The organism is Pantoea sp. CTOTU50773 (assembly GCF_032082325.1).
Classification (GTDB): Bacteria; Pseudomonadota; Gammaproteobacteria; order Enterobacterales; family Enterobacteriaceae; genus Pantoea; species Pantoea communis.
The window spans coordinates 1-18,314 of the sequence record NZ_DAMDQC010000026.1 but is presented as its reverse complement, the minus strand read 5'-3'; the positions used below and the strand labels follow the sequence as shown (position 1 = coordinate 18,314).

General features: G+C 56.1%; 19 protein-coding genes and 1 riboswitch. Of the genes, 13 read left to right on the top strand and 6 right to left on the bottom strand.

What is annotated here, in order from left to right:
• Window positions 1–31 precede the first annotated feature (31 nt).
• Window positions 32–850: a pyridoxal phosphatase gene (locus RT340_RS06460; protein ID WP_211728114.1), complete on the bottom strand. Its 819-nt coding sequence runs from the start codon at window positions 848–850 to the stop codon at window positions 32–34.
• Between the two features lie 149 nt (window positions 851–999).
• Between RT340_RS06460 and pgl the strand changes: the two genes are divergently transcribed.
• A complete protein-coding gene (gene pgl / locus RT340_RS06455; RefSeq protein WP_160832576.1) occupies window positions 1,000–1,995 on the top strand; it encodes a 6-phosphogluconolactonase in 996 nt (331 codons plus the stop codon).
• Between the two features lie 34 nt (window positions 1,996–2,029).
• On the opposite strand, the gene RT340_RS06450 is transcribed toward pgl, so the two are convergent.
• Both RT340_RS06450 and bioA read right to left on the bottom strand, forming a co-directional pair.
• A complete protein-coding gene (locus RT340_RS06450) occupies window positions 2,030–2,506 on the bottom strand; it encodes a kinase inhibitor (RefSeq protein WP_313374874.1) in 477 nt (158 codons plus the stop codon).
• Between the two features lie 70 nt (window positions 2,507–2,576).
• Window positions 2,577–3,869, bottom strand: coding sequence for an adenosylmethionine--8-amino-7-oxononanoate transaminase (bioA, locus tag RT340_RS06445; protein WP_211728202.1), 1,293 nt, complete (start codon window positions 3,867–3,869; stop codon window positions 2,577–2,579).
• An 88-nt stretch (window positions 3,870–3,957) separates the two neighbouring features.
• On the opposite strand from bioA, the gene bioB reads away from it, so the two are divergent.
• From bioB to bioD, 4 genes are read left to right on the top strand one after another with little or no spacing between them, the layout of a single operon-like run.
• A complete protein-coding gene (gene bioB, locus RT340_RS06440) occupies window positions 3,958–4,989 on the top strand; it encodes a biotin synthase BioB (protein ID WP_034821141.1) in 1,032 nt (343 codons plus the stop codon).
• Window positions 4,989–6,140: an 8-amino-7-oxononanoate synthase gene (gene bioF, locus RT340_RS06435; protein ID WP_211728115.1), complete on the top strand. Its 1,152-nt coding sequence runs from the start codon at window positions 4,989–4,991 to the stop codon at window positions 6,138–6,140. Before bioB ends, bioF begins: the two co-directional genes overlap by 1 nt.
• Window positions 6,124–6,879: a malonyl-ACP O-methyltransferase BioC gene (bioC, locus tag RT340_RS06430; RefSeq protein WP_211728116.1), complete on the top strand. Its 756-nt coding sequence runs from the start codon at window positions 6,124–6,126 to the stop codon at window positions 6,877–6,879. The genes bioF and bioC overlap by 17 nt, the downstream gene beginning before the upstream one ends.
• Window positions 6,876–7,550 (top strand): dethiobiotin synthase, encoded by a 675-nt coding sequence (bioD, locus tag RT340_RS06425; protein WP_313374871.1) that lies wholly within the window; start codon window positions 6,876–6,878, stop codon window positions 7,548–7,550. The genes bioC and bioD overlap by 4 nt, the downstream gene beginning before the upstream one ends.
• 197 nt (window positions 7,551–7,747) lie before the next feature.
• On the opposite strand, the gene RT340_RS06420 is transcribed toward bioD, so the two are convergent.
• Entirely contained in the window at window positions 7,748–8,464 is a 717-nt protein-coding gene (locus RT340_RS06420) for an ABC transporter ATP-binding protein (protein WP_034821129.1), read from the bottom strand.
• 907 nt (window positions 8,465–9,371) lie between these two features.
• Between RT340_RS06420 and uvrB the strand changes: the two genes are divergently transcribed.
• On the top strand, window positions 9,372–11,393 hold the full coding sequence (uvrB, locus tag RT340_RS06415; RefSeq protein ID WP_034821123.1) for an excinuclease ABC subunit UvrB: 2,022 nt from the start codon (window positions 9,372–9,374) through the stop codon (window positions 11,391–11,393).
• A gap of 169 nt (window positions 11,394–11,562) precedes the next feature.
• Here uvrB and yvcK read toward each other — a convergent pair whose 3' ends face one another.
• Complete coding sequence (gene yvcK, locus RT340_RS06410) at window positions 11,563–12,462, bottom strand: uridine diphosphate-N-acetylglucosamine-binding protein YvcK (RefSeq protein WP_034821119.1); 900 nt, start codon at window positions 12,460–12,462, stop codon at window positions 11,563–11,565.
• Window positions 12,463–12,657: 195 nt separating this feature from the next.
• Window positions 12,658–12,792, top strand: a riboswitch (molybdenum cofactor riboswitch).
• On the opposite strand from yvcK, the gene moaA reads away from it, so the two are divergent.
• The 7 genes from moaA (at window position 12,781) to RT340_RS06375 (ending at window position 17,423) form a co-directional block, all read left to right on the top strand.
• Window positions 12,781–13,767, top strand: a complete 987-nt coding sequence (gene moaA, locus RT340_RS06405; protein ID WP_160832570.1) for a GTP 3',8-cyclase MoaA — start codon at window positions 12,781–12,783, stop codon at window positions 13,765–13,767. Its footprint overlaps the riboswitch before it by 12 nt.
• Window positions 13,768–13,784: 17 nt before the next feature.
• Window positions 13,785–14,300 (top strand): molybdenum cofactor biosynthesis protein B, encoded by a 516-nt coding sequence (gene moaB / locus RT340_RS06400; protein WP_034821116.1) that lies wholly within the window; start codon window positions 13,785–13,787, stop codon window positions 14,298–14,300.
• Between the two features lie 2 nt (window positions 14,301–14,302).
• Window positions 14,303–14,788 carry a cyclic pyranopterin monophosphate synthase MoaC gene (gene moaC, locus RT340_RS06395; RefSeq protein ID WP_097117386.1) on the top strand — a complete coding sequence of 162 codons (486 nt, stop codon included), beginning with the start codon at window positions 14,303–14,305 and terminating at the stop codon, window positions 14,786–14,788.
• Window positions 14,781–15,026, top strand: coding sequence for a molybdopterin synthase sulfur carrier subunit (gene moaD / locus RT340_RS06390; RefSeq protein ID WP_097117384.1), 246 nt, complete (start codon window positions 14,781–14,783; stop codon window positions 15,024–15,026). Before moaC ends, moaD begins: the two co-directional genes overlap by 8 nt.
• Before the next feature lie 2 nt (window positions 15,027–15,028).
• Window positions 15,029–15,481, top strand: a complete 453-nt coding sequence (gene moaE, locus RT340_RS06385; RefSeq protein WP_097117382.1) for a molybdopterin synthase catalytic subunit MoaE — start codon at window positions 15,029–15,031, stop codon at window positions 15,479–15,481.
• 82 nt (window positions 15,482–15,563) lie between these two features.
• A complete protein-coding gene (locus RT340_RS06380; protein ID WP_313374864.1) occupies window positions 15,564–16,658 on the top strand; it encodes a DUF1615 domain-containing protein in 1,095 nt (364 codons plus the stop codon).
• 57 nt (window positions 16,659–16,715) lie between these two features.
• Window positions 16,716–17,423, top strand: a complete 708-nt coding sequence (locus tag RT340_RS06375; RefSeq protein ID WP_034821101.1) for a Bax inhibitor-1 family protein — start codon at window positions 16,716–16,718, stop codon at window positions 17,421–17,423.
• Window positions 17,424–17,594: 171 nt separating this feature from the next.
• Here the strand turns inward: RT340_RS06375 and RT340_RS06370 are convergent.
• A partial coding sequence (locus RT340_RS06370) for a lysylphosphatidylglycerol synthase domain-containing protein (protein WP_313374862.1) occupies window positions 17,595–18,314 on the bottom strand: 720 nt, incomplete at its 5' end.

Genomic DNA, 18,314 nt, shown 5'->3' with positions numbered 1-18,314 from the left:
CGCCGTGGTGCGCACCGCGAACATCCTGTGCTTACAGGACTTCCTGATAAATCACTTCGGCAATACCTGGCTCCAAATTGGTGCCAATCACCTTTTTGCTGCGCGCTTTAATCGCGTCATCAGCATTGCCCATCGCCACGCCTAAACCGACCTGTTCCAGCATGCTGAGATCGTTGTAGTTATCGCCGAACGCCAGCACATCCTGCATGCTCAAGCCCTGACTTTCTACCCATTGCGCCAGACGCTTACCTTTACTGTTGCCTGCCTGAGCAATATCCACCTGATCGTGCCACGACCATTCACACGCCAAACCGAGTTCCGCTTCGGTGCGCTCAGCAAACTGCTGTAATGCACGGGTGTCAGGATGGGAGAGGGCGAACTTCCAGATGGATTTTGCATCCAGCGCTGCCTGCGCCAGGCTTGGCACCTGCAGGAACAGCGGACGCTGCGCTTCCGGCAGAGATTGTGCCCAGTTCAGAGTGCGCGTCACGTGGCCCGTCGGCTCCTGATACAGCATCGCATCATCGACATACAGCAGGCCGTGAATGTTCTCCTGATCGAGCATCTCAATCACGCGGCTCGCCTGGCTTTTTTCCAGCGGATCGGAAGCCAATACTTTTTTCGCCTGATAGTCGTACAAGTAGGTGCCGTTACAGCAGATTGCGGGTGTATCCAGCTGCAGCGCCTGATAAAAAGGATGAATGGCGCAGTGGTGGCGACCGGTCACAATCAGCACTTTGACCCCCGCCTGTTGTGCGCGGGCTAAAGCTTCGATCGATTCAGGCAAAATGGTTTTAGTAGGGGTCAGCAGGGTGCCGTCGAGGTCAAGGGCGATTACGCGGTAGCTCATTACACTTTCCGTCCGGGAGTTAGCAAAGCATTGAGTCTACACCCGGCAGCGGCCCTGAGACAAAAAACAGGGCACAAATGAATCCAGCGCGGCAAAATGAAACGCGCTACAGTTATCCCTTTCATCAGGCAGCGAATAAGGAAAAACGCATGAAACAAGTCGTGTATACCGCCAGTCCCGAGAGCCAGCAGATCCATGCGTGGCAGTTGCAGGAAGATGGCGCACTGACGTTATTGCAGGTCACGGATGTGGCCGGTCAGGTGCAGCCGATGGTGGTGAGCCCGAAGAAAGATTTCCTCTATGTCGGTGTTCGTCCGAATTTTCGCGTATTAGCGTATCGCATTGCGGCCGACGGTTCTCTGAGTCTGGCGGGTGAAGCGCCACTGCCGGGCAGCCCAACGCATATTTCGACCGATCGCCAGGGTAAATTCCTGTTCTGCGGTTCTTACAATGATGCATGCGTCAGCATCAGCCCGATCGACAGCGATGGTTTGCCGCAAGCCCCAAGCCAGGTGATTGGCGGCATGGATGGCTGCCATTCAGCCAATATCGATCTCAGCAACCAAACGCTGTTTGTGCCAGCACTGAAGCAGGATCGTATTTGCCTGTTCCAGCTTAACGCCGATGGCACTCTGGCACCGCGCGAGCAAGCACAGGTCACCACAGTTGAAGGTGCGGGTCCGCGCCATATGGCATTCCATCCAAATGGCGCGTACGGCTATGTGGTGAATGAACTTGATAGCACCGTGGATGTGTGGGCACTGAACAACGTGCATGGTCAGGTTGAGCGTGTGCAGAGTCTGGATATGATGCCAAAAGATTTCAGCGACACGCGCTGGGCGGCTGATATCCATATCACGCCAGACGGCCGTTTCCTCTATGCCTGTGACCGCACCAGCAGCACCCTTACTGCATTTAGCATCAGCGAAGATGGTTCAGTGCTGGCGATTGAAGGTTATCAGCCAACCGAAACCCAGCCGCGCGGCTTCAATATTGATAACAGCGGTCAGTATCTGGTGGCGGCAGGACAGAAGTCGCACCATATCGAAGTCTACAAGATTGCCGATCGCGGTCTGTTGCAACCGCTGGCGCGTTACGCGGTGGGACAAGGCCCGATGTGGGTGGTGATTCACACCCTGGATTGATGATAAAACGGCGCCATTCGGCGCCGTTCTCATTTTAAGAATACAGAACTGTGATCGACGCGCTTGCCAGTGCATGGAAGTGCACATTAAAGCCGACCATGGCGCCGCTCGCGCCGGCGTCGACATCAATCTTATCGGTGTCCATCGCGTGCACAGTAAAGATATAGCGATGCGGATCACCCTGTGGTGGTGCTGCGCCACCGTAACCGGTTTGACCGACGTCGGCACGGGTTTGAATCGCACCCTGCGGCAGCTCGACCACGCCTGAACCGGAACCTTGTGGCAGCTCGGTGACGTCAGCCGGAATATTTGCCACTACCCAGTGCCACCAGCCAGAACCGGTGGGGGCATCCGGATCGAAGCAGGTCACGACAAAGCTCTTTGTCCCTGCAGGCACCTCATCCCACGCCAAATGGGGAGACAGATTGTCACCCTGACGTCCCATCCCATTGAAAACGTGACGTTCGGGCATTTTATCGCCGTCTTTAAAATCCTGGCTAACTACGCGCATGACTTCTCCTTTTTCCGTTGTGCAGTGTGCTCTCCATCATGGTGGAAAACGCGCGCCACTTCCAGTTCGCTTAGGCCAGGAAATGTGCCTCAACGTCCAATGCCGCGCGCACCGCCTGGGTTAACTGCGCCAACTCTGCGGCAGAAATCAGATAAGGTGGCATCAGATAGATCAGCTTGCCGAACGGACGGATCCACACGCCACGTTCGACAAAGAACTGCTGCAGCGCCGCCATATTGACCGGTGAACGCGTTTCAATCACACCAATCGCGCCCAGCACACGCGCATCGGCCACCGCATGATGTTCACGCAACGGCAGCAGCTCACGACGCAGTTGCTGTTCAATCGCCGCCACCTGCGCAGGCCAAAGTCCCTCGTTGATCATCGTCAGGCTTTCAACGGCCACCGCAGAAGCCAGCGGATTGCCCATAAAGGTCGGGCCATGCATAAAGCAACCTGCCGCACTGCGGCTAATGGTGTCGGCCACTTCGCGCGTGGTCAACGTGGCGGAGAGCGTCATGGTGCCGCCGGTCAGCGCTTTACCGAGGCAGAGAATATCTGGCGTAATCCCGGCGTGTTCACAGGCAAACAGCTTGCCGCTGCGGCCAAAGCCGGTGGCGATTTCATCGGCAATCAGCAGGATACCGTAGCGGTCGCACAGCTCACGCACCTGTTGCAGGTAGCGCGGGTGATAGAAACGCATACCGCCTGCGCCTTGCACAATCGGTTCAAGGATCACCGCGGCAATGTCGCGATGGTGCGTCTCGGCTAACCGGGCGAAATCAGCGAAGTCCGCATCGTTCCACTCGTCATCAAAACCGCACTGCGGCGCAGCGGCAAACAGATGCTCGGGCAGATAGCCGCGCCACAGACTGTGCATCGAATTTTCCGGATCGCACACCGACATCGCGGCAAAAGTATCGCCGTGATAGCCACGTTTTAACGTCAGGAATTTCTGTCGCGTTTCACCGCGCCCCAGCCAGTACTGCAACGACATTTTCATCGATACTTCAACGGCAATCGACCCCGAATCGGCGAGGAACACGCACTCCAGCGCTTCAGGGGTCATCTCGACCAGTTGACGGCTCAATGCCACTGCCGACGGATGGGTAATGCCGCCAAACATCACGTGCGACATCTGTGCCATTTGTTGCTGCATCGCCTGATTGAGGCGCGGATGGTTATAGCCATGAATCGCTGCCCACCATGACGACATACCGTCGACCAGTTCACGTCCATCGGCCAATTGAAGCTGGCAACCGTGCGCTGCCACCACCGGATAACAGGGCAGGGGATCGCGCATTGACGTATAAGGATGCCAGATATGCTGGCGGTCAAAGTTGAGGTCGTCTTGGGAGAACATCAATCTTGTAAACCATTTTGAAAAGATTTAGTTTACAAGTATAACCACGTTAATCGTCGGGATGAACCCCTTTTTTTTGGAGTAAGCAATGGCAAACCGCTGGACACTGACACAAGCCCAGGCTCTGTTCGATAAACCTTTCCTTGAGCTGATGTTCGAAGCGCAGCAAGTTCACCGTCAGCATTTTGACCCGCGTCAGGTGCAGGTCAGTACGCTGCTGTCGATCAAAACCGGTGCCTGCCCGGAAGATTGTAAATACTGCCCGCAGAGTGCGCGCTACAAAACCGGGCTGGAGTCCGAGCGGCTGATGGAAGTGGAAGCGGTGCTGGAGTCGGCGCGTAAAGCCAAAGCGGCAGGATCGAGCCGCTTCTGCATGGGCGCTGCGTGGAAAAACCCGCACGAACGCGACATGCCGTATCTGGAGCAGATGGTGCAGGGCGTTAAAGCCATGGGCATGGAAACCTGCATGACGCTGGGCACGCTGGATAACACCCAGGCGGAGCGTTTGGCCAGCGCCGGGCTGGATTTCTACAACCACAACCTCGATACCTCGCCGGAATTCTACGGCAGCATCATCACCACGCGCAGCTATCAGGAACGTCTGGATACGCTGGATAAAGTGCGCGGCGCAGGTATCAAAGTCTGCTCTGGCGGCATCGTCGGCCTGGGTGAAACCGTGAAAGATCGTGCTGGCTTGCTGGTGCAGCTGGCGAACCTGCCGACACCGCCAGAAAGCGTGCCAATCAACATGCTGGTGAAAGTCAAAGGCACGCCTCTGGCCGATAACGATGACGTTGAGCCGTTCGACTTTATCCGCACCATCGCCGTGGCGCGCATCATGATGCCATCGTCGCACGTCCGCCTGTCCGCAGGTCGTGAACAGATGAGCGAACAGACGCAGGCGATGTGCTTTATGGCCGGTGCTAACTCGATTTTCTACGGCTGCAAGCTGCTGACCACGCCAAACCCGGAAGAGGACAAAGATCTGATCCTGTTCCGCAAGCTGGGCCTGAATCCAGAACATACCGCCACTACCGCCGGTGATAACGAACAGCAGTATCAGCTCAGTGAGCAGCTGGTGCACGCTGATACCGAGCAGTTCTACAACGCGGCGGTGTGATGGGCTGGTCATCTCGCATCGAACAGGCGCTGGCGGCGCGACGTGATGCCGATGGCTGGCGTCTGCGACGCCGGGTTGAACACAACAGCGTGCGTGAGATAACGCTGGAGGGGCGTTCATACCGTCACTTCTCCAGCAATGATTATCTCGGGCTGAGCCAGCATCCAGCGGTGATTGCGGCCTGGCAACAGGGCGCAGCAGAAGCGGGTGCGGGAGCGGGCGCGTCGGGTCATGTGACGGGCTATAGCCGTCATCATGCGCAGTTAGAAGAGCAACTGTCTAACTGGCTGGGTTACAAGCGTGCGCTGCTGTTTATCTCTGGCTTTGCCGCTAACCAGGCGGTGATCCACCTGCTGGCTGAAAAGCAGGATCGCATTCTTGCTGATAAGCTGGCGCATGCTTCATTACTGGATGCTGCCAGCCACAGCCCGGCCACACTACGCCGCTTTGCGCACAACCAGCCGGAGAGTCTGGCAAAACTGCTGGCTAGCCCGTCGGAAGGCGGTACGCTGGTGGTGACCGAAGGCGTATTCAGCATGGATGGCGACAGCGCACCGCTCGCTTCCCTTGCTGAAGAGACGCGCCGTGCCAACGGCTGGCTGCTGGTGGATGATGCGCACGGCATTGGCGTGCACGGTGAGCAGGGGCGCGGCAGTTGCTGGCAGCAGGGTGTGAAGCCGGAATTGCTGATTGTCACGTTTGGCAAGGGCTTTGGCGTCAGCGGTGCAGCGCTGCTGAGTGACGATGCCACAGCGGATTACGTCGAGCAGTTTTCACGCCATCTGATCTACTCCACCGCGATGCCACCGGCACAGTGTTGTGCGCTGCTGGCGGCGCTGCACCAGATCCAGCAGGGCGATGAACTGCGTGAGCGGCTGAATAGTCATATTGCGCGATTCCGGGCGGGTGCCGCTGATTTGCCCTGGCAACTGATGCCATCAGCCAGTGCTATTCAGCCGTTGATCGTCGGGGAAAACAGCGCGGCGCTGGCGTTGTCACAACGACTGGCACAAGCGGGATGCTGGGTTAGCGCCATTCGGCCGCCAACGGTGCCGCCGGGCACGGCGCGGCTGCGCATTACGCTCACTGCTGCCCATCATAACGACGATATTGATCGTCTGCTGGAGGCGCTGTATGACGCTGCAGGTTAACAAGCAGGCGGTCGCCAAAGCGTTTGGCCGTGCCGCACAGCATTACGAGCAGCATGCCGAGCTGCAACGGCAGAGCGGCGATGCGCTACTGGCGCTGGCACCCGCGGGCTTCGGGCCGCATCTGCTGGATGCGGGCTGTGGCACCGGTTGGTACAGCCGCTACTGGCGCGATCGTGGGCGCGAACTGACGGCGCTGGATCTCTCCAGTGCGATGCTGGACGCCGCGCGTGAGCAGCGCTCGGCGCAGCACTATCTGCAAGGCGATATCGATAACCTGCCGCTGCCGGATGCGTGCGTCGATGGCGTGTGGAGCAATCTGGCGGTGCAGTGGAGCAGCGATCTGCGCCTGGCGTTGCAGCAGTTTTTGCGCGTCACACGGCCGGGTGGCAGCGTGCTGTTCTCAACCTTGCTCGATGGCTCCCTGCATGAAGTGCATGAAGCCTGGGCTCGGTTAGATGGCCGTCAGCACGCCAATCGTTTTCTCAGCGCAGCGCAGTTCTCTGCCGCTCTCACAGGCTTACCGGCGCAGTGCCAGCCGCAGACTATCACGTTGCATTTCCCCAGCGCGCTGAGTGCCATGCGTTCTTTGAAAGGCATTGGTGCTACGCATCTGCACGACGGCCGTGGCGCACAGCCGCTCACACGCTCGCAGCTCACGCAACTGGAGCAGCACTGGCCGCAGGATACGCAGGGTTATCGTCTTAGTTATCACTTGATGTACGGAGTTTTGAGCAAATGACACGCTGGTTTATTACCGGAACGGATACCGAAGTGGGCAAAACGGTCGCCAGTGGCGCACTGTTGCAGGCGGCAAGCGCAGCAGGTTTACACACCGCAGGATACAAGCCCGTGGCCTCGGGCTGCGAGATCACCCCAGAGGGCGTGCGTAACAGTGATGCGCTGGCGTTGCAGCGCTACAGCAGCCTGGCGCTCAGCTATGAGCAGGTGAATCCACTGGCATTTGTCGAGCCGACGTCACCGCATATTGTCAGCGCGGAAGAGGGCAGGCCGATTGCGTTTTCTGCGCTGTCAGCCGGATTGCGTGCGCTGGAGCAGCAGGCCGAATGGGTATTGGTTGAAGGTGCGGGCGGCTGGTTTACGCCATTATCCGAGACGCAGACCTATGCTGACTGGGTCGAAGCGGAACAACTGCCGGTGATTCTGGTGGTGGGGGTGAAGCTAGGTTGTATTAACCACGCGATGCTGACAGCGGAAGCGGTGAAGGCGCGAGGGTTGCGGTTAGCCGGTTGGATTGCCAATGATATTCAGCCGCCAGGTAAACGACATGCCGAGTACATGGCCACGCTGCGTCAACGTATTGATGCACCGTTCCTCGGTGAAATTCCCTATCTGGACAGCGAAGCACAACAGGCCGAGTGCGGTCAGTATTTAACGTTGCCGCAGTCATGAGCCTGTTTCAGATGCGCATTCATGCGCACTCTACTTCATATCGCCCGTAGGATCGTTATGGATGGCGATTCGATGTCAGGTACGCAACAGTGCGCACCTGACATCATTTCGTCCGTAGGGCCGCCATAGACCAGCACCTTCAATGTCAGAATGTGATGCAACATTTTGGCTGCAGTTCATCGATGGCGACCACATCATCATGTCGCTGTCAGCCACTTATTCACCGTCACATCATCCAGCAAAGCGACTTTACCCTGCGCCACATTGCGACCACGGTGAAGCAGCAGGAAATAGTCTGCCACGCGGCGGATGAAGGAGACATGCTGCTCCAGCAGTAAAATGGTCAGGCCGTAATCGCGATTAAGACGGCGTATCAGGTTGCCCATCTCCTCTTCCAGCCACGGCGACATTCCTTCGGTCGGCTCATCCAGAATCAGCAGTTTAGGTTGCAGCACCAATGCTCGCGCCAGTGCCAGCTGCTGCTGTTGATCCATCGGCAATTCGCCACTGCGCTGATGACGCAAGGAATAGAGTGCCGGGAACAGGTCAAACACCATTTCAGGAATGGCACGGCTGCGATCGTCCTGAGCGGCCATCAGCGCGATCATTAAATTATCTTCCACGCTCATCTGCGAAAAGATATGGCGACCTTGCGGCACATAGCCAATTCCCATGCGCGCACGCTGTTCGGCGGGCTGCAGCAACAAATTCTCGGGTGGCGAGCCATCTTCCTGCCAGATCATTGAGCCACTGTTAATGGGCAAGCGACCCATAATGCAGTTCACCAGCGTGGTTTTGCCCATGCCTGGACTGCCCAGCACACCCGTACAGGTGCCGGGCGGCAGATCGAGATCCACATCCCACAGGATATGGTTGTGACCGTAAAACTGATTCACCGAACGTAAACTCAGCATCTGACATACTCCTTCCAGATTATTTGCCTGAATGCTTCCGCTCTGTGTCGTCTGGCATACAGTCGTGCACGATTAAGGTGGACACTGCTGTTGATGGCCTGCAAGGCAAGCCGTATGGACTCGTCACTCCATCGTTAAACTACTGCAATTACCAGGCCAGGTTAATGGAACGGGATATTCTGTGTCAGAATCCAGCGAAACGGGCTTAAAAGGTGAGAAATACTTAATAATCCCGCTGAGTAATAACCTGACTGCACTTTGACGGTGCTGAATGCTTAACGTTTCTGGTGCATCTGTTCATTGATAAGGCAATCACTGAAGAAATAAGTGGTCTTAAGGCACGGTATTTACGAGAACAATGGTGCTTGACTTGCCAAAAGGATAGTTAAAGCGGTTTAAGGCAGGCGGAAAAAAAACGAAAAAAAAAATATTTCGCACGCCAGGATAAGAGCGGGGAAAATTATACACAGCTGATGGGCTCGGGGCTGGATTCAGTTATCCACTATTCCTGTGGATAACCTTGTGCATTAGCGACTGAAAACCGCGTGAAAGCGAGGAAATACGCGGCCTGCATACATTATGCTGCGAAACTGGACTTTGAACTCATTACCAATAAAATCAGCAGGTTAATTAAAAGCAAGCCTGAGATTTTTCTGCCTTGTCATCGGACTGCAATTTAATGACGCTCTCTTGACAAATGTTAAAAGCGTCACGGCTCTGGGGATAACCTTGCGCAACAAGCTTTTGCCTTTTGCCGCTTAAATTGCACTGAAGCGAGACAGCTGCTTTCCCCGTTATCGTGCAAGATATCTGTAAATATATCCAGTATTTTTTTCTGGCAAATTCGTCATAGCAGAGTAGAATTATCAGCCTGCTCGCTGACATCTTCTGCAGGAACCGCAAAACCATGAGTAAAGCCTTCAAACTCAACTCTGATTTCAAACCTTCAGGCGACCAGCCCGAGGCCATTCGTCGTCTTGAAGAGGGGCTGGAGGATGGTCTCGCACATCAAACCCTACTGGGGGTAACCGGATCGGGTAAAACCTTTACCATCGCCAACGTGATTGCCGATCTCAATCGCCCGACGATGGTGATGGCACCAAACAAAACGCTGGCGGCGCAGTTATACGGTGAAATGAAAGAGTTCTTCCCGGATAACGCCGTGGAGTTTTTTGTCTCTTATTACGATTACTACCAGCCTGAAGCCTATGTGCCGAGTTCTGACACCTTCATTGAGAAGGATGCGGCGGTGAACGAGCACATTGAACAGATGCGTCTCTCAGCCACCAAAGCGATGCTGGAGCGCCGTGATGTGATTGTGGTGGCCTCGGTCTCGGCGATTTACGGCCTGGGCGATCCCGATCTCTATCTGAAAATGATGCTGCACCTTACGCGCGGCATGATTATCGACCAGCGCAGCATTCTGCGCCGTCTGGCGGAACTGCAGTATACCCGCAACGATCAGGTGTTCCAGCGTGGCACCTTCCGCGTGCGTGGCGAAGTGATCGACATCTTTCCGGCTGAATCCGACGACATCGGCTTGCGTGTCGAACTGTTTGACGAAGAAGTTGAGCGTCTGTCGCTGTTCGATCCATTGACCGGGCAGATTGAGTCCGTGATCCCGCGTTTCACTATCTATCCGAAAACGCACTACGTGACGCCACGCGAACGTATTCTGCAGGCGATGGAAGAGATCAAAGTCGAGCTGGTGGATCGTCGCAAGGTGCTGCTGGAGAACAATAAACTGCTGGAAGAGCAGCGCATCAGCCAGCGTACCCAGTTCGATCTCGAAATGATGAACGAACTCGGCTACTGCTCTGGCATTGAAAACTACTCGCGCTATCTCTCGGGTCGCGGTCCGGGCGAGCCACCGCCGACCTTATTTGACTACCTGCCCGCCGATGGATTGCTGGTGGTGGACGAATCGCACGTTACCATCCCCCAGATTGGCGGCATGTATCGCGGCGACCGCGCACGTAAAGAGACGCTGGTAGAATATGGCTTCCGCTTGCCTTCGGCGCTGGATAACCGTCCGATGCGTTTTGAAGAGTTTGAAGCGCTGGCACCGCAAACCATCTATGTTTCGGCCACGCCAGGTAACTATGAGCTGGAAAAATCCGGTGACGAAGTGATTGATCAGGTGGTACGTCCCACCGGGCTACTGGATCCGATTCTGGAAGTGCGTCCGGTCGCCACTCAGGTGGATGACTTACTATCAGAAATTCGCAAACGCGTGGCGATCAATGAACGTGTGCTGGTCACTACGCTGACCAAACGCATGGCGGAAGATCTTACCGAATATCTGGTGGAGCACGGCGAGAAGGTGCGCTATCTGCACTCCGATATCGATACGGTTGAACGTATGGAGATCATTCGTGATTTGCGTCTCGGTGAGTTCGATGTGCTGGTGGGCATCAACTTACTGCGCGAAGGTCTCGACATGCCGGAAGTGTCGCTGGTGGCGATCCTCGATGCGGATAAAGAGGGCTTCCTGCGTTCCGAACGCTCACTGATTCAGACTATTGGCCGTGCGGCGCGTAACATCAACGGTAAGGCGATTCTGTACGCTGATAAGATCACCCCTTCGATGGAACGCGCGATGGGCGAAACCGAACGTCGTCGAGAGAAGCAGCAGCGTTACAACGAAGAGAATGGCATTGTGCCGCAGGGCCTCAACAAGAAAATCACCGATATTCTTGAGCTGGGCAAAAACGTGGTGAAAACGCGCGGTAAGGGCAAAACCGCCTCACGTGTGGCGGCAGAAGAAGAGGCCAATTATCTGGCGCTGACGCCACAAGCCATGCAGAAGAAAATTCACGAGCTGGAAGTGCAGATGCAGCAGCACGCGCAGAATCTGGAGTTCGAAGAGGCCGCCAGTGTGCGCGACCAGTTGCACCAGCTGCGCGAGTTGTTTATCGCCGCCTCCTGACGGTGCAGAAAGACGTATCATTCGGATCGACTGAGCACATACGTGTTAACTATGTGCCCGGTCTGATCTGCTACCCATGTGCCAGGTCGTACCTGAATTGCGACCCTACGTAAGATCCTTAAAATTCGCCCTCGTAGGGTGCGCATTTATGCGTACTGCCCGCGCGAGGTTAAACTGCCTGAATCGCGTGTTCTAGCGCAATTCGCAGCAGCTGGCGATCGTGACGATACTTGATATCGGCGGCCTCCAGCGGTTCGCGTACAATCAGGCGATCTTCCACGCCGCTGACGTCCGCTGACGGGCTGACCACCACGGCATCTATCACTCGCCTGCCGATGGCTTTTTCCATCATCGCCAGTTTATCCGCCACCGTCAGGCTGGCGGCCGGGCTTAACTCACGTCCAAGATTGCCAATAAACACCATGGTGGCGGGCGTACGGCGCAGCGCGCGTGCCATCTCCTCCATCAGCAGAATTGGCATCAGGCTGGTGTAAAAACTGCCTGGGCCAATCAGGATCAAATCCGCTTCCGCAATCGCATCCAGTGCTTCTTTAGTGGGAGTGACATTGGGATGCAGCATCAACTCTTGCGGCGGTAGCTTCATTTCATCAATTGCCGTTTCGCCATACACCATATTGCCTTCGCAATCCTGCGCCACCAGGTCTACCGGTTGCTCCGACATCGGAATCAAGAAGGCATCGACTTTGAGCAGATTGCGAATGATGTTGATGGCTTCCAGCGGCCGCACGCTAAGGTGATCGAGCGCTTTGAGCATCAGATTACCGAGGTTGTGACCGGCCAGTTCGCCGTTACCGGCAAAACGGTATTCAAACATTGCCGAGGCTACGCTCGGTTCCATGATCAACTGGTTCAGGCAATTACGCATATCTCCCCAGGCAATACCGCCTTCCGAACGACGAATGCGTCCGGTGGATCCGCCGTTATCGGTGGTGGTCACGATGCCGGTCAGGCGTGAGCCCAGCGGTGCCAGCGCCGACATCACACGACCCAGGCCGTGCCCACCGCCCAGTGCTACCACGCGATCCAAATCTGCCAGGGTACGATTCATGCTGTTCCTTTTAACGGACAACTGCAGGTTGTCATGCAGTTGAAGTGATGTGTATCAATATCTGTCGCGCATTTTACCGTATCCTGCGGCGAAAATGCGGTGAAAAAAACGTTATGTATCAATATATATAGCGAAATTCACTGATGGATGCGAGAGAGAAATCGCGCTACCATTCGAATTAACCGTGTTGTCCATAATGACAACAGACTCCCAAGCCTTGCATGCCTAAGTCATAACGATATGGATGCCTGGCCGCAGCATCGCTGCCAGGGTGCAGAAAGAAATGACTGCATCTCCCGTATTTGGAAAGGTGTTCAGGTGCCACAATTTACAGATGCCTATGCGCGCAGCTTCTACTATCTGCGCCTGTCGGTCACGGATGTCTGCAACTTCCGTTGTACCTACTGTTTACCCGATGGTTATAAACCGAACGGTAATCACAACAAAAGTTTCCTCTCGCTGGACGAGATTCGCCGCGTGACGCGTGCCTTTGCGGCCGCGGGCACGGAAAAAGTGCGTCTCACCGGCGGCGAACCCTCTATGCGCCGCGACTTCACCGATATCATCGCAGCAGTGCGTGAAAACGCCGCCATTCGCCAGATCGCCATGACCACCAACGGTTACCGAATGGCGCGAGACGTGCGCGCGTGGCGTGATGCCGGGCTCACTCACATTAACGTTAGTGTCGATAGCCTTGATGCGCGCCAGTTTCACGCCATCACCGGCCAGGACAAATTCGCGGAAGTGATGGCCGGAATTGATGCCGCGTTTGACGCCGGGTTCGAGAAGGTCAAAGTCAACAGCGTGCTGATGCGCGATCTCAACAGCTACAGCCTGGCGACCTTCCTCGACTGGATCCGCATCCGTCCAATTCAGCTGCGCTTTATCGAACTGATGGAAACCGGCGAGGGCGGTGATCTGTTCCGTCGTCATCACATCTCGGGTGAGGTGATTCGCGATCAGCTGATCATGCAGGGTTGGCAGCTTCAGCCGCGTGGACGCAGTGACGGTCCGGCGCAGGTGTTCCGCCATCCTGACTATCAGGGCGAAGTCGGTTTGATCATGCCCTACGAAAAAGATTTCTGCGCCAGTTGCAACCGTCTGCGCGTGTCAGCCATGGGCAATCTTCATCTGTGCCTGTTCGGCGACGGCGGCGTTTCGCTGCGCGATTTACTGGCATCCGACGATCAGCAGGGCGAGCTACAGGCCCGCATCGCCCACAGTCTCGGGCAGAAAAAGCAGACGCATTTCCTGCATCAGGGCAACACCGGCATCACACAAAACCTCTCATTCATTGGCGGCTAAACACAGGAGTTACAGCCATGGGTAAACCTACCGGCGAGTTTGTCGCCTTGAATGTGGCGGTGATGACCGTCTCGGACAGCCGTGATGCCAGCAATGATAGCTCGGGCGACTACTTGCGTGAGGCACTGACAGAAGCCGGGCATCAGGTGGTGGATCGCGCGATTGTGCCTGACAACCGTTACCGTATTCGCGCCACCGTGTCGCGCTGGATTGCCAGTGATGATGTGCAGGTGGTGATCGTCAATGGCGGCACCGGATTTAACAGCAAAAACAGTACGCCGGAAGCGCTGCTGCCGCTGTTCGACCGTGAAATTGACGGCTTTGGCGAACTGTTCCGGATGATCTCATACGAAGAGATTGGCAGTTCCACGCTGCAATCACGCGCGGTGGCCGGGCTGGCGAACCAGACGCTGATTTTCGCCGTGCCGGGATCAACCAATGCCTGCCGTAGCGGTTGGGAACGCATTATTGAAGAACAGTTGGATGCGCGCACGCGTCCCTGTAATTTTGTCTCTCATTTGAAGAAGTTGTAAGCATGTCATCATTAACTCATATCAATGCCGCTGGTGAAGCCCATATGGTGGATGTCTCCGGCAAAACTGAAACGGTGCGTGAAGCCCAGGCTGAAGCACTGGTGCTGATGAGCGCGGAAACGCTGCAGATGATCATCGACGGCAGCCATCATAAAGGCGATGTGTTCGCCACGGCACGCATCGCCGGTATCCAGGCCGCGAAACGCACCTGGGAGTTGATCCCGCTGTGCCATCCGCTGATGTTGAGCAAGGTGGAAGTGACGCTGGTGGCCGAGCCTGAGCACAACCGCGTGCGCGTCACCTCTCGTTGCCGTCTGACCGGAAAAACCGGCGTGGAAATGGAAGCGCTGACCGCCGCATCGGTGGCCGCGCTGACCATTTACGACATGTGCAAAGCGGTGCAGAAAGATATCGTGATCGATCAGTTGCGTTTGCTCAGCAAAAGCGGCGGCAAATCCGGCGATTTTCAGGCGGTGGCACATGATTAAGGTGCTGTTTTTTGCCCAGGTGCGTGAATTGACCGGCATCAGCGCGTTAGAGCTGAAACCGGAATATCAGGATGTAGCAACCTTGCGTGCAGCGCTGGCGGAGAGGAACGATCGCTGGGCGCTGGCGCTGGAGTCCGGCAAATTGCTGGCAGCGGTCAATCAGACGCTGGTGCCGATGAGCCATCCGCTGCGTGCGGGTGATGAAGTGGCGTTCTTCCCGCCGGTCACCGGAGGATGAGCATGGCCACTCGTATTCGCGTTGGCGTTGAGCCTTTTGATGTCGGCGAGGAGTATCGCCAACTCGCCGCGCATGACAGTGATGGCGCGGTGGCCACCTTTACCGGCAAAGTGCGCAATCACAATCTCGGTGACAGCGTGGCCGCTTTAACCCTGGAACACTATCCGGGTATGACGGAAAAAGCGCTGGCGGAAATAGTCGAAGAGGCGCGTCAGCGCTGGGCGTTGCAGCAGGTGACGGTGATCCATCGCGTGGGCGAACTGTTCCCTGGTGATGAAATTGTGTTTGTTGGCGTCAGCAGCGCCCATCGCAGTAGCGCATTTGCTGCTACCGAGTTCATCATGGATTACCTGAAAACCCGCGCGCCGTTCTGGAAGCGTGAAGCCACCGAACAGGGCGATCGTTGGGTCGATGCGCGCGACAGCGACCATCAAGCCGCCGAACGCTGGAAGTAGCGCGTAAAACCGACCTGCTCTGATAGCCGTAGCGAGTTGAAAACGTTAAGGTACGGGTTTTGCTGGCCTGTCAGGGAACAAGATGAATACCACTAAAATGCTCAAAGGCGCGGCGCTGCTCACCGCGCTGGTACTGGCCGGATGTAGTACCAAAAAAGAACCGCAGGCCCCCGCGCGGCAACCTGCCGACGTCAAATCTCAGATTCAAAAGTTACTGCCGAGCGATGTCAGCCAAAAAAGCGCCTGGGCAGACGACATCTACACCGCGTTTCGCGTCCAGCAGATCGATCCCAGCGCCAGTAACGTCTGTGCGGTGATCGCGGTCACCGATCAGGAATCGAATTTCAATGCCGATGCGCCTGTGCCCGGTTTACCGAAAATCGCCTGGGGCGAAATTGATCGCCGCGCCGCCAAAGTCCACGTTCCGGCGTTCCTGGTGCGCACCGCCTTACTGATTAAATCGCCCACCGGCCAAAGCTACGCCGCGCGACTGGATAAAGTGCGCAGTGAGAAAGAGCTGAGCGCAATTTTCGATGATTTCATCGATATGGTGCCGATGGGGCAGAAGCTGTTTGGCAATCTCAATCCGATTCACACCGGCGGCCCGATGCAGGTCAGCATTGAATTTGCCGAAGCGCATGCCAAAGGTTATCCGTATTCGATTGATGGCTCGATTCGCCGTGAAGTCTTCACGCGTCGCGGCGGCATCTACTTTGGCACAATGCATCTGCTCGGCTATCCGGCGGATTACAGCCAGATGCTGTACCGTTTTGCCGATTTCAATGCCGGTTGGTACGCCAGCCGCAACGCCGCTTTTCAGGCAGCCGTAGCGCGCGCCAGCGGCATTAAACTGGCGCTGGATGGTGACTTAATTATGTACGGCAGCGAGCAAGCGGGTTCCACCGAATTAGCGGTGCGCACGCTGAGCAAGCAACTGGATATGAGCAATCGGGAAATCCGTCGCGACCTGGAGAAGGGCGATACGGAAAGCTTCAGCAGCAGCACGCTCTGGAAGCAGACGTTTATTCTGGCTGATAAAATGGCCGGTAAACGCCTGCCGCGCGAGATGCTGCCGGGCATTAAACTGGAGAGCCCGAAAATCACCCGCAATCTGACCACCGCCTGGTTTGCCCAGCGCGTAAATGGCCGATATCAGCAGTGCTTGACGCGCCGTTGACGCAATGCGGTGTAGACTCCACACTTAGAGCGTTTGTCTAACTTAAAGAGGTGCATCATGGACCGATATCCACGTAATGATTCAATCGTGCAGCAGGCGTCAACCGGGCTGCAGACATATATGGCGCAGGTCTATGGCTGGATGACCTGCGGCTTGCTGCTGACCGCGTTTGTCTCCTGGTTTGCAGCGCGCACGCCGGCGGTGATGGAGCTGGTGTTTGCAAATCGCATCACCTTCTTCGGGCTGATCATTGTGCAGCTGGCGGTAGTCTTTGTGCTGTCGGGCATGGTGCATCGTCTGAGCAGTACCTTAGCCACCGGGCTGTTTATGCTCTATTCAGCGCTAACGGGCCTGACGCTGGCGAGTATTTTCCTCGTCTACACCTATTCCTCTATCGCCAGCACCTTCTTCGTGACGGCGGGCATGTTCGGTGCCATGAGCTTCTACGGTTACACCACCAAGCGCGATCTCAGCCGCTTTGGCAGCCTGCTGTTTATGGCGCTGATTGGTATTGTGCTGGCGTCCCTGGTGAACTTCTGGCTGAAAAGCCCGGCGCTGATGTGGGCGATCACCTATATCGGCGTAGTGGTGTTTGTCGGTCTGACCGCTTATGACACCCAGAAACTGAAATCGATTGGCGAGACCATCAACGTCAATGACAAAGAGAATCTGCGTCGCTACTCAATCATGGGGGCATTGACGCTGTATCTCGACTTCATCAACCTGTTCCTGATGCTGCTGCGTATTTTCGGCAACCGTCGTTAACTCTGCAGCACCGCTTCTGGCTGGTATCAATGCGCCCCCTGCAACATCCGAACAGGATGCTTTTAGGGGGCGCAATTCAAGACAGGCAACATGCATCAATGTAAATCTGCACAGAATTTTGTCGGGTGCGCTATTGATGGCGCCCACCGCGCGCGAGTGATTTCTCCCCGATTATCCCGCGTCTGATTTGGCCATCTTCTGTTCATTCTTCTGCCGCAGATGTTTAGCGCGACTCTCCAGCATCAGATACAACACCAGCGCCAGCAGCAGCGGCAAAATAAAGTACAGCACGCGATAGGCCAGCAGGGCGGCAATGATGGTGCCGTGCGAAACATGCTCGCCAGCCAGCAGCGCCAGAAATACCGCTTCCAGCACCCCGATGCCCGCAGGAATATGAATGATCACCCCTGCAATACTGCTGATCAGCAGCACCCCCAGTACTTGCGGATAATCCACCTGACGCGCCAGCAGCAGCCAGATAATGGTGCCCATCACCAGCCAGTTTGCACTTGAAACGGCAAACTGAATCAGCGCCATCCGCAGCGACGGCAGCTGTAGATGTTGCCCCTTTATCGTCCAGCGACGTTTTTTCGCAAAGGCACAGGCCCACAAATAAATCGCCACCAGCACTAACAGCACGGCACCTATAATGCGCAAGGTGTTTTCGCCAATAAACCAGCGCGGCGGAATCGGCACCATGCCGGCGACAAACACCACGCCCGCCAGCAGGAGATAGCCCAGCCAGTTGGTGGCGATGCTCATGGAAAAGATGCGTGTAATGGTGCCACCGGGCAGGCCGAGGCGGGAATAGAGGCGATAGCGCATCGCCACGCCGCCGACCCAGGTGCTGAGCGTCAGGTTAAAGGCGTAGCAGATAAACGACACCAGCAT

Excerpts from the sequence above, each read along its gene's own strand:
- yvcK (WP_034821119.1), bottom strand. The coding sequence starts at position 12,462 with ATGAATCGTACCCTGGCAGATTTGGATCGCGTGGTAGCACTGGGCGGT.
- bioA (WP_211728202.1), bottom strand. The coding sequence starts at position 3,869 with ATGTTCTCCCAAGACGACCTCAACTTTGACCGCCAGCATATCTGGCAT.
- RT340_RS06420 (WP_034821129.1), bottom strand. The coding sequence starts at position 8,464 with ATGCTGAGTTTACGTTCGGTGAATCAGTTTTACGGTCACAACCATATC.
- RT340_RS06450 (WP_313374874.1), bottom strand. The coding sequence starts at position 2,506 with ATGCGCGTAGTTAGCCAGGATTTTAAAGACGGCGATAAAATGCCCGAA.
- pgl (WP_160832576.1), top strand. The coding sequence starts at position 1,000 with ATGAAACAAGTCGTGTATACCGCCAGTCCCGAGAGCCAGCAGATCCAT.
- bioC (WP_211728116.1), top strand. The coding sequence starts at position 6,124 with ATGACGCTGCAGGTTAACAAGCAGGCGGTCGCCAAAGCGTTTGGCCGT.
- bioF (WP_211728115.1), top strand. The coding sequence starts at position 4,989 with ATGGGCTGGTCATCTCGCATCGAACAGGCGCTGGCGGCGCGACGTGAT.
- moaB (WP_034821116.1), top strand. The coding sequence starts at position 13,785 with ATGGGTAAACCTACCGGCGAGTTTGTCGCCTTGAATGTGGCGGTGATG.
- bioD (WP_313374871.1), top strand. The coding sequence starts at position 6,876 with ATGACACGCTGGTTTATTACCGGAACGGATACCGAAGTGGGCAAAACG.
- uvrB (WP_034821123.1), top strand. The coding sequence starts at position 9,372 with ATGAGTAAAGCCTTCAAACTCAACTCTGATTTCAAACCTTCAGGCGAC.
- RT340_RS06460 (WP_211728114.1), bottom strand. The coding sequence starts at position 850 with ATGAGCTACCGCGTAATCGCCCTTGACCTCGACGGCACCCTGCTGACC.
- moaD (WP_097117384.1), top strand. The coding sequence starts at position 14,781 with ATGATTAAGGTGCTGTTTTTTGCCCAGGTGCGTGAATTGACCGGCATC.
- moaC (WP_097117386.1), top strand. The coding sequence starts at position 14,303 with ATGTCATCATTAACTCATATCAATGCCGCTGGTGAAGCCCATATGGTG.
- RT340_RS06380 (WP_313374864.1), top strand. The coding sequence starts at position 15,564 with ATGAATACCACTAAAATGCTCAAAGGCGCGGCGCTGCTCACCGCGCTG.
- bioB (WP_034821141.1), top strand. The coding sequence starts at position 3,958 with ATGGCAAACCGCTGGACACTGACACAAGCCCAGGCTCTGTTCGATAAA.
- RT340_RS06375 (WP_034821101.1), top strand. The coding sequence starts at position 16,716 with ATGGACCGATATCCACGTAATGATTCAATCGTGCAGCAGGCGTCAACC.
- moaE (WP_097117382.1), top strand. The coding sequence starts at position 15,029 with ATGGCCACTCGTATTCGCGTTGGCGTTGAGCCTTTTGATGTCGGCGAG.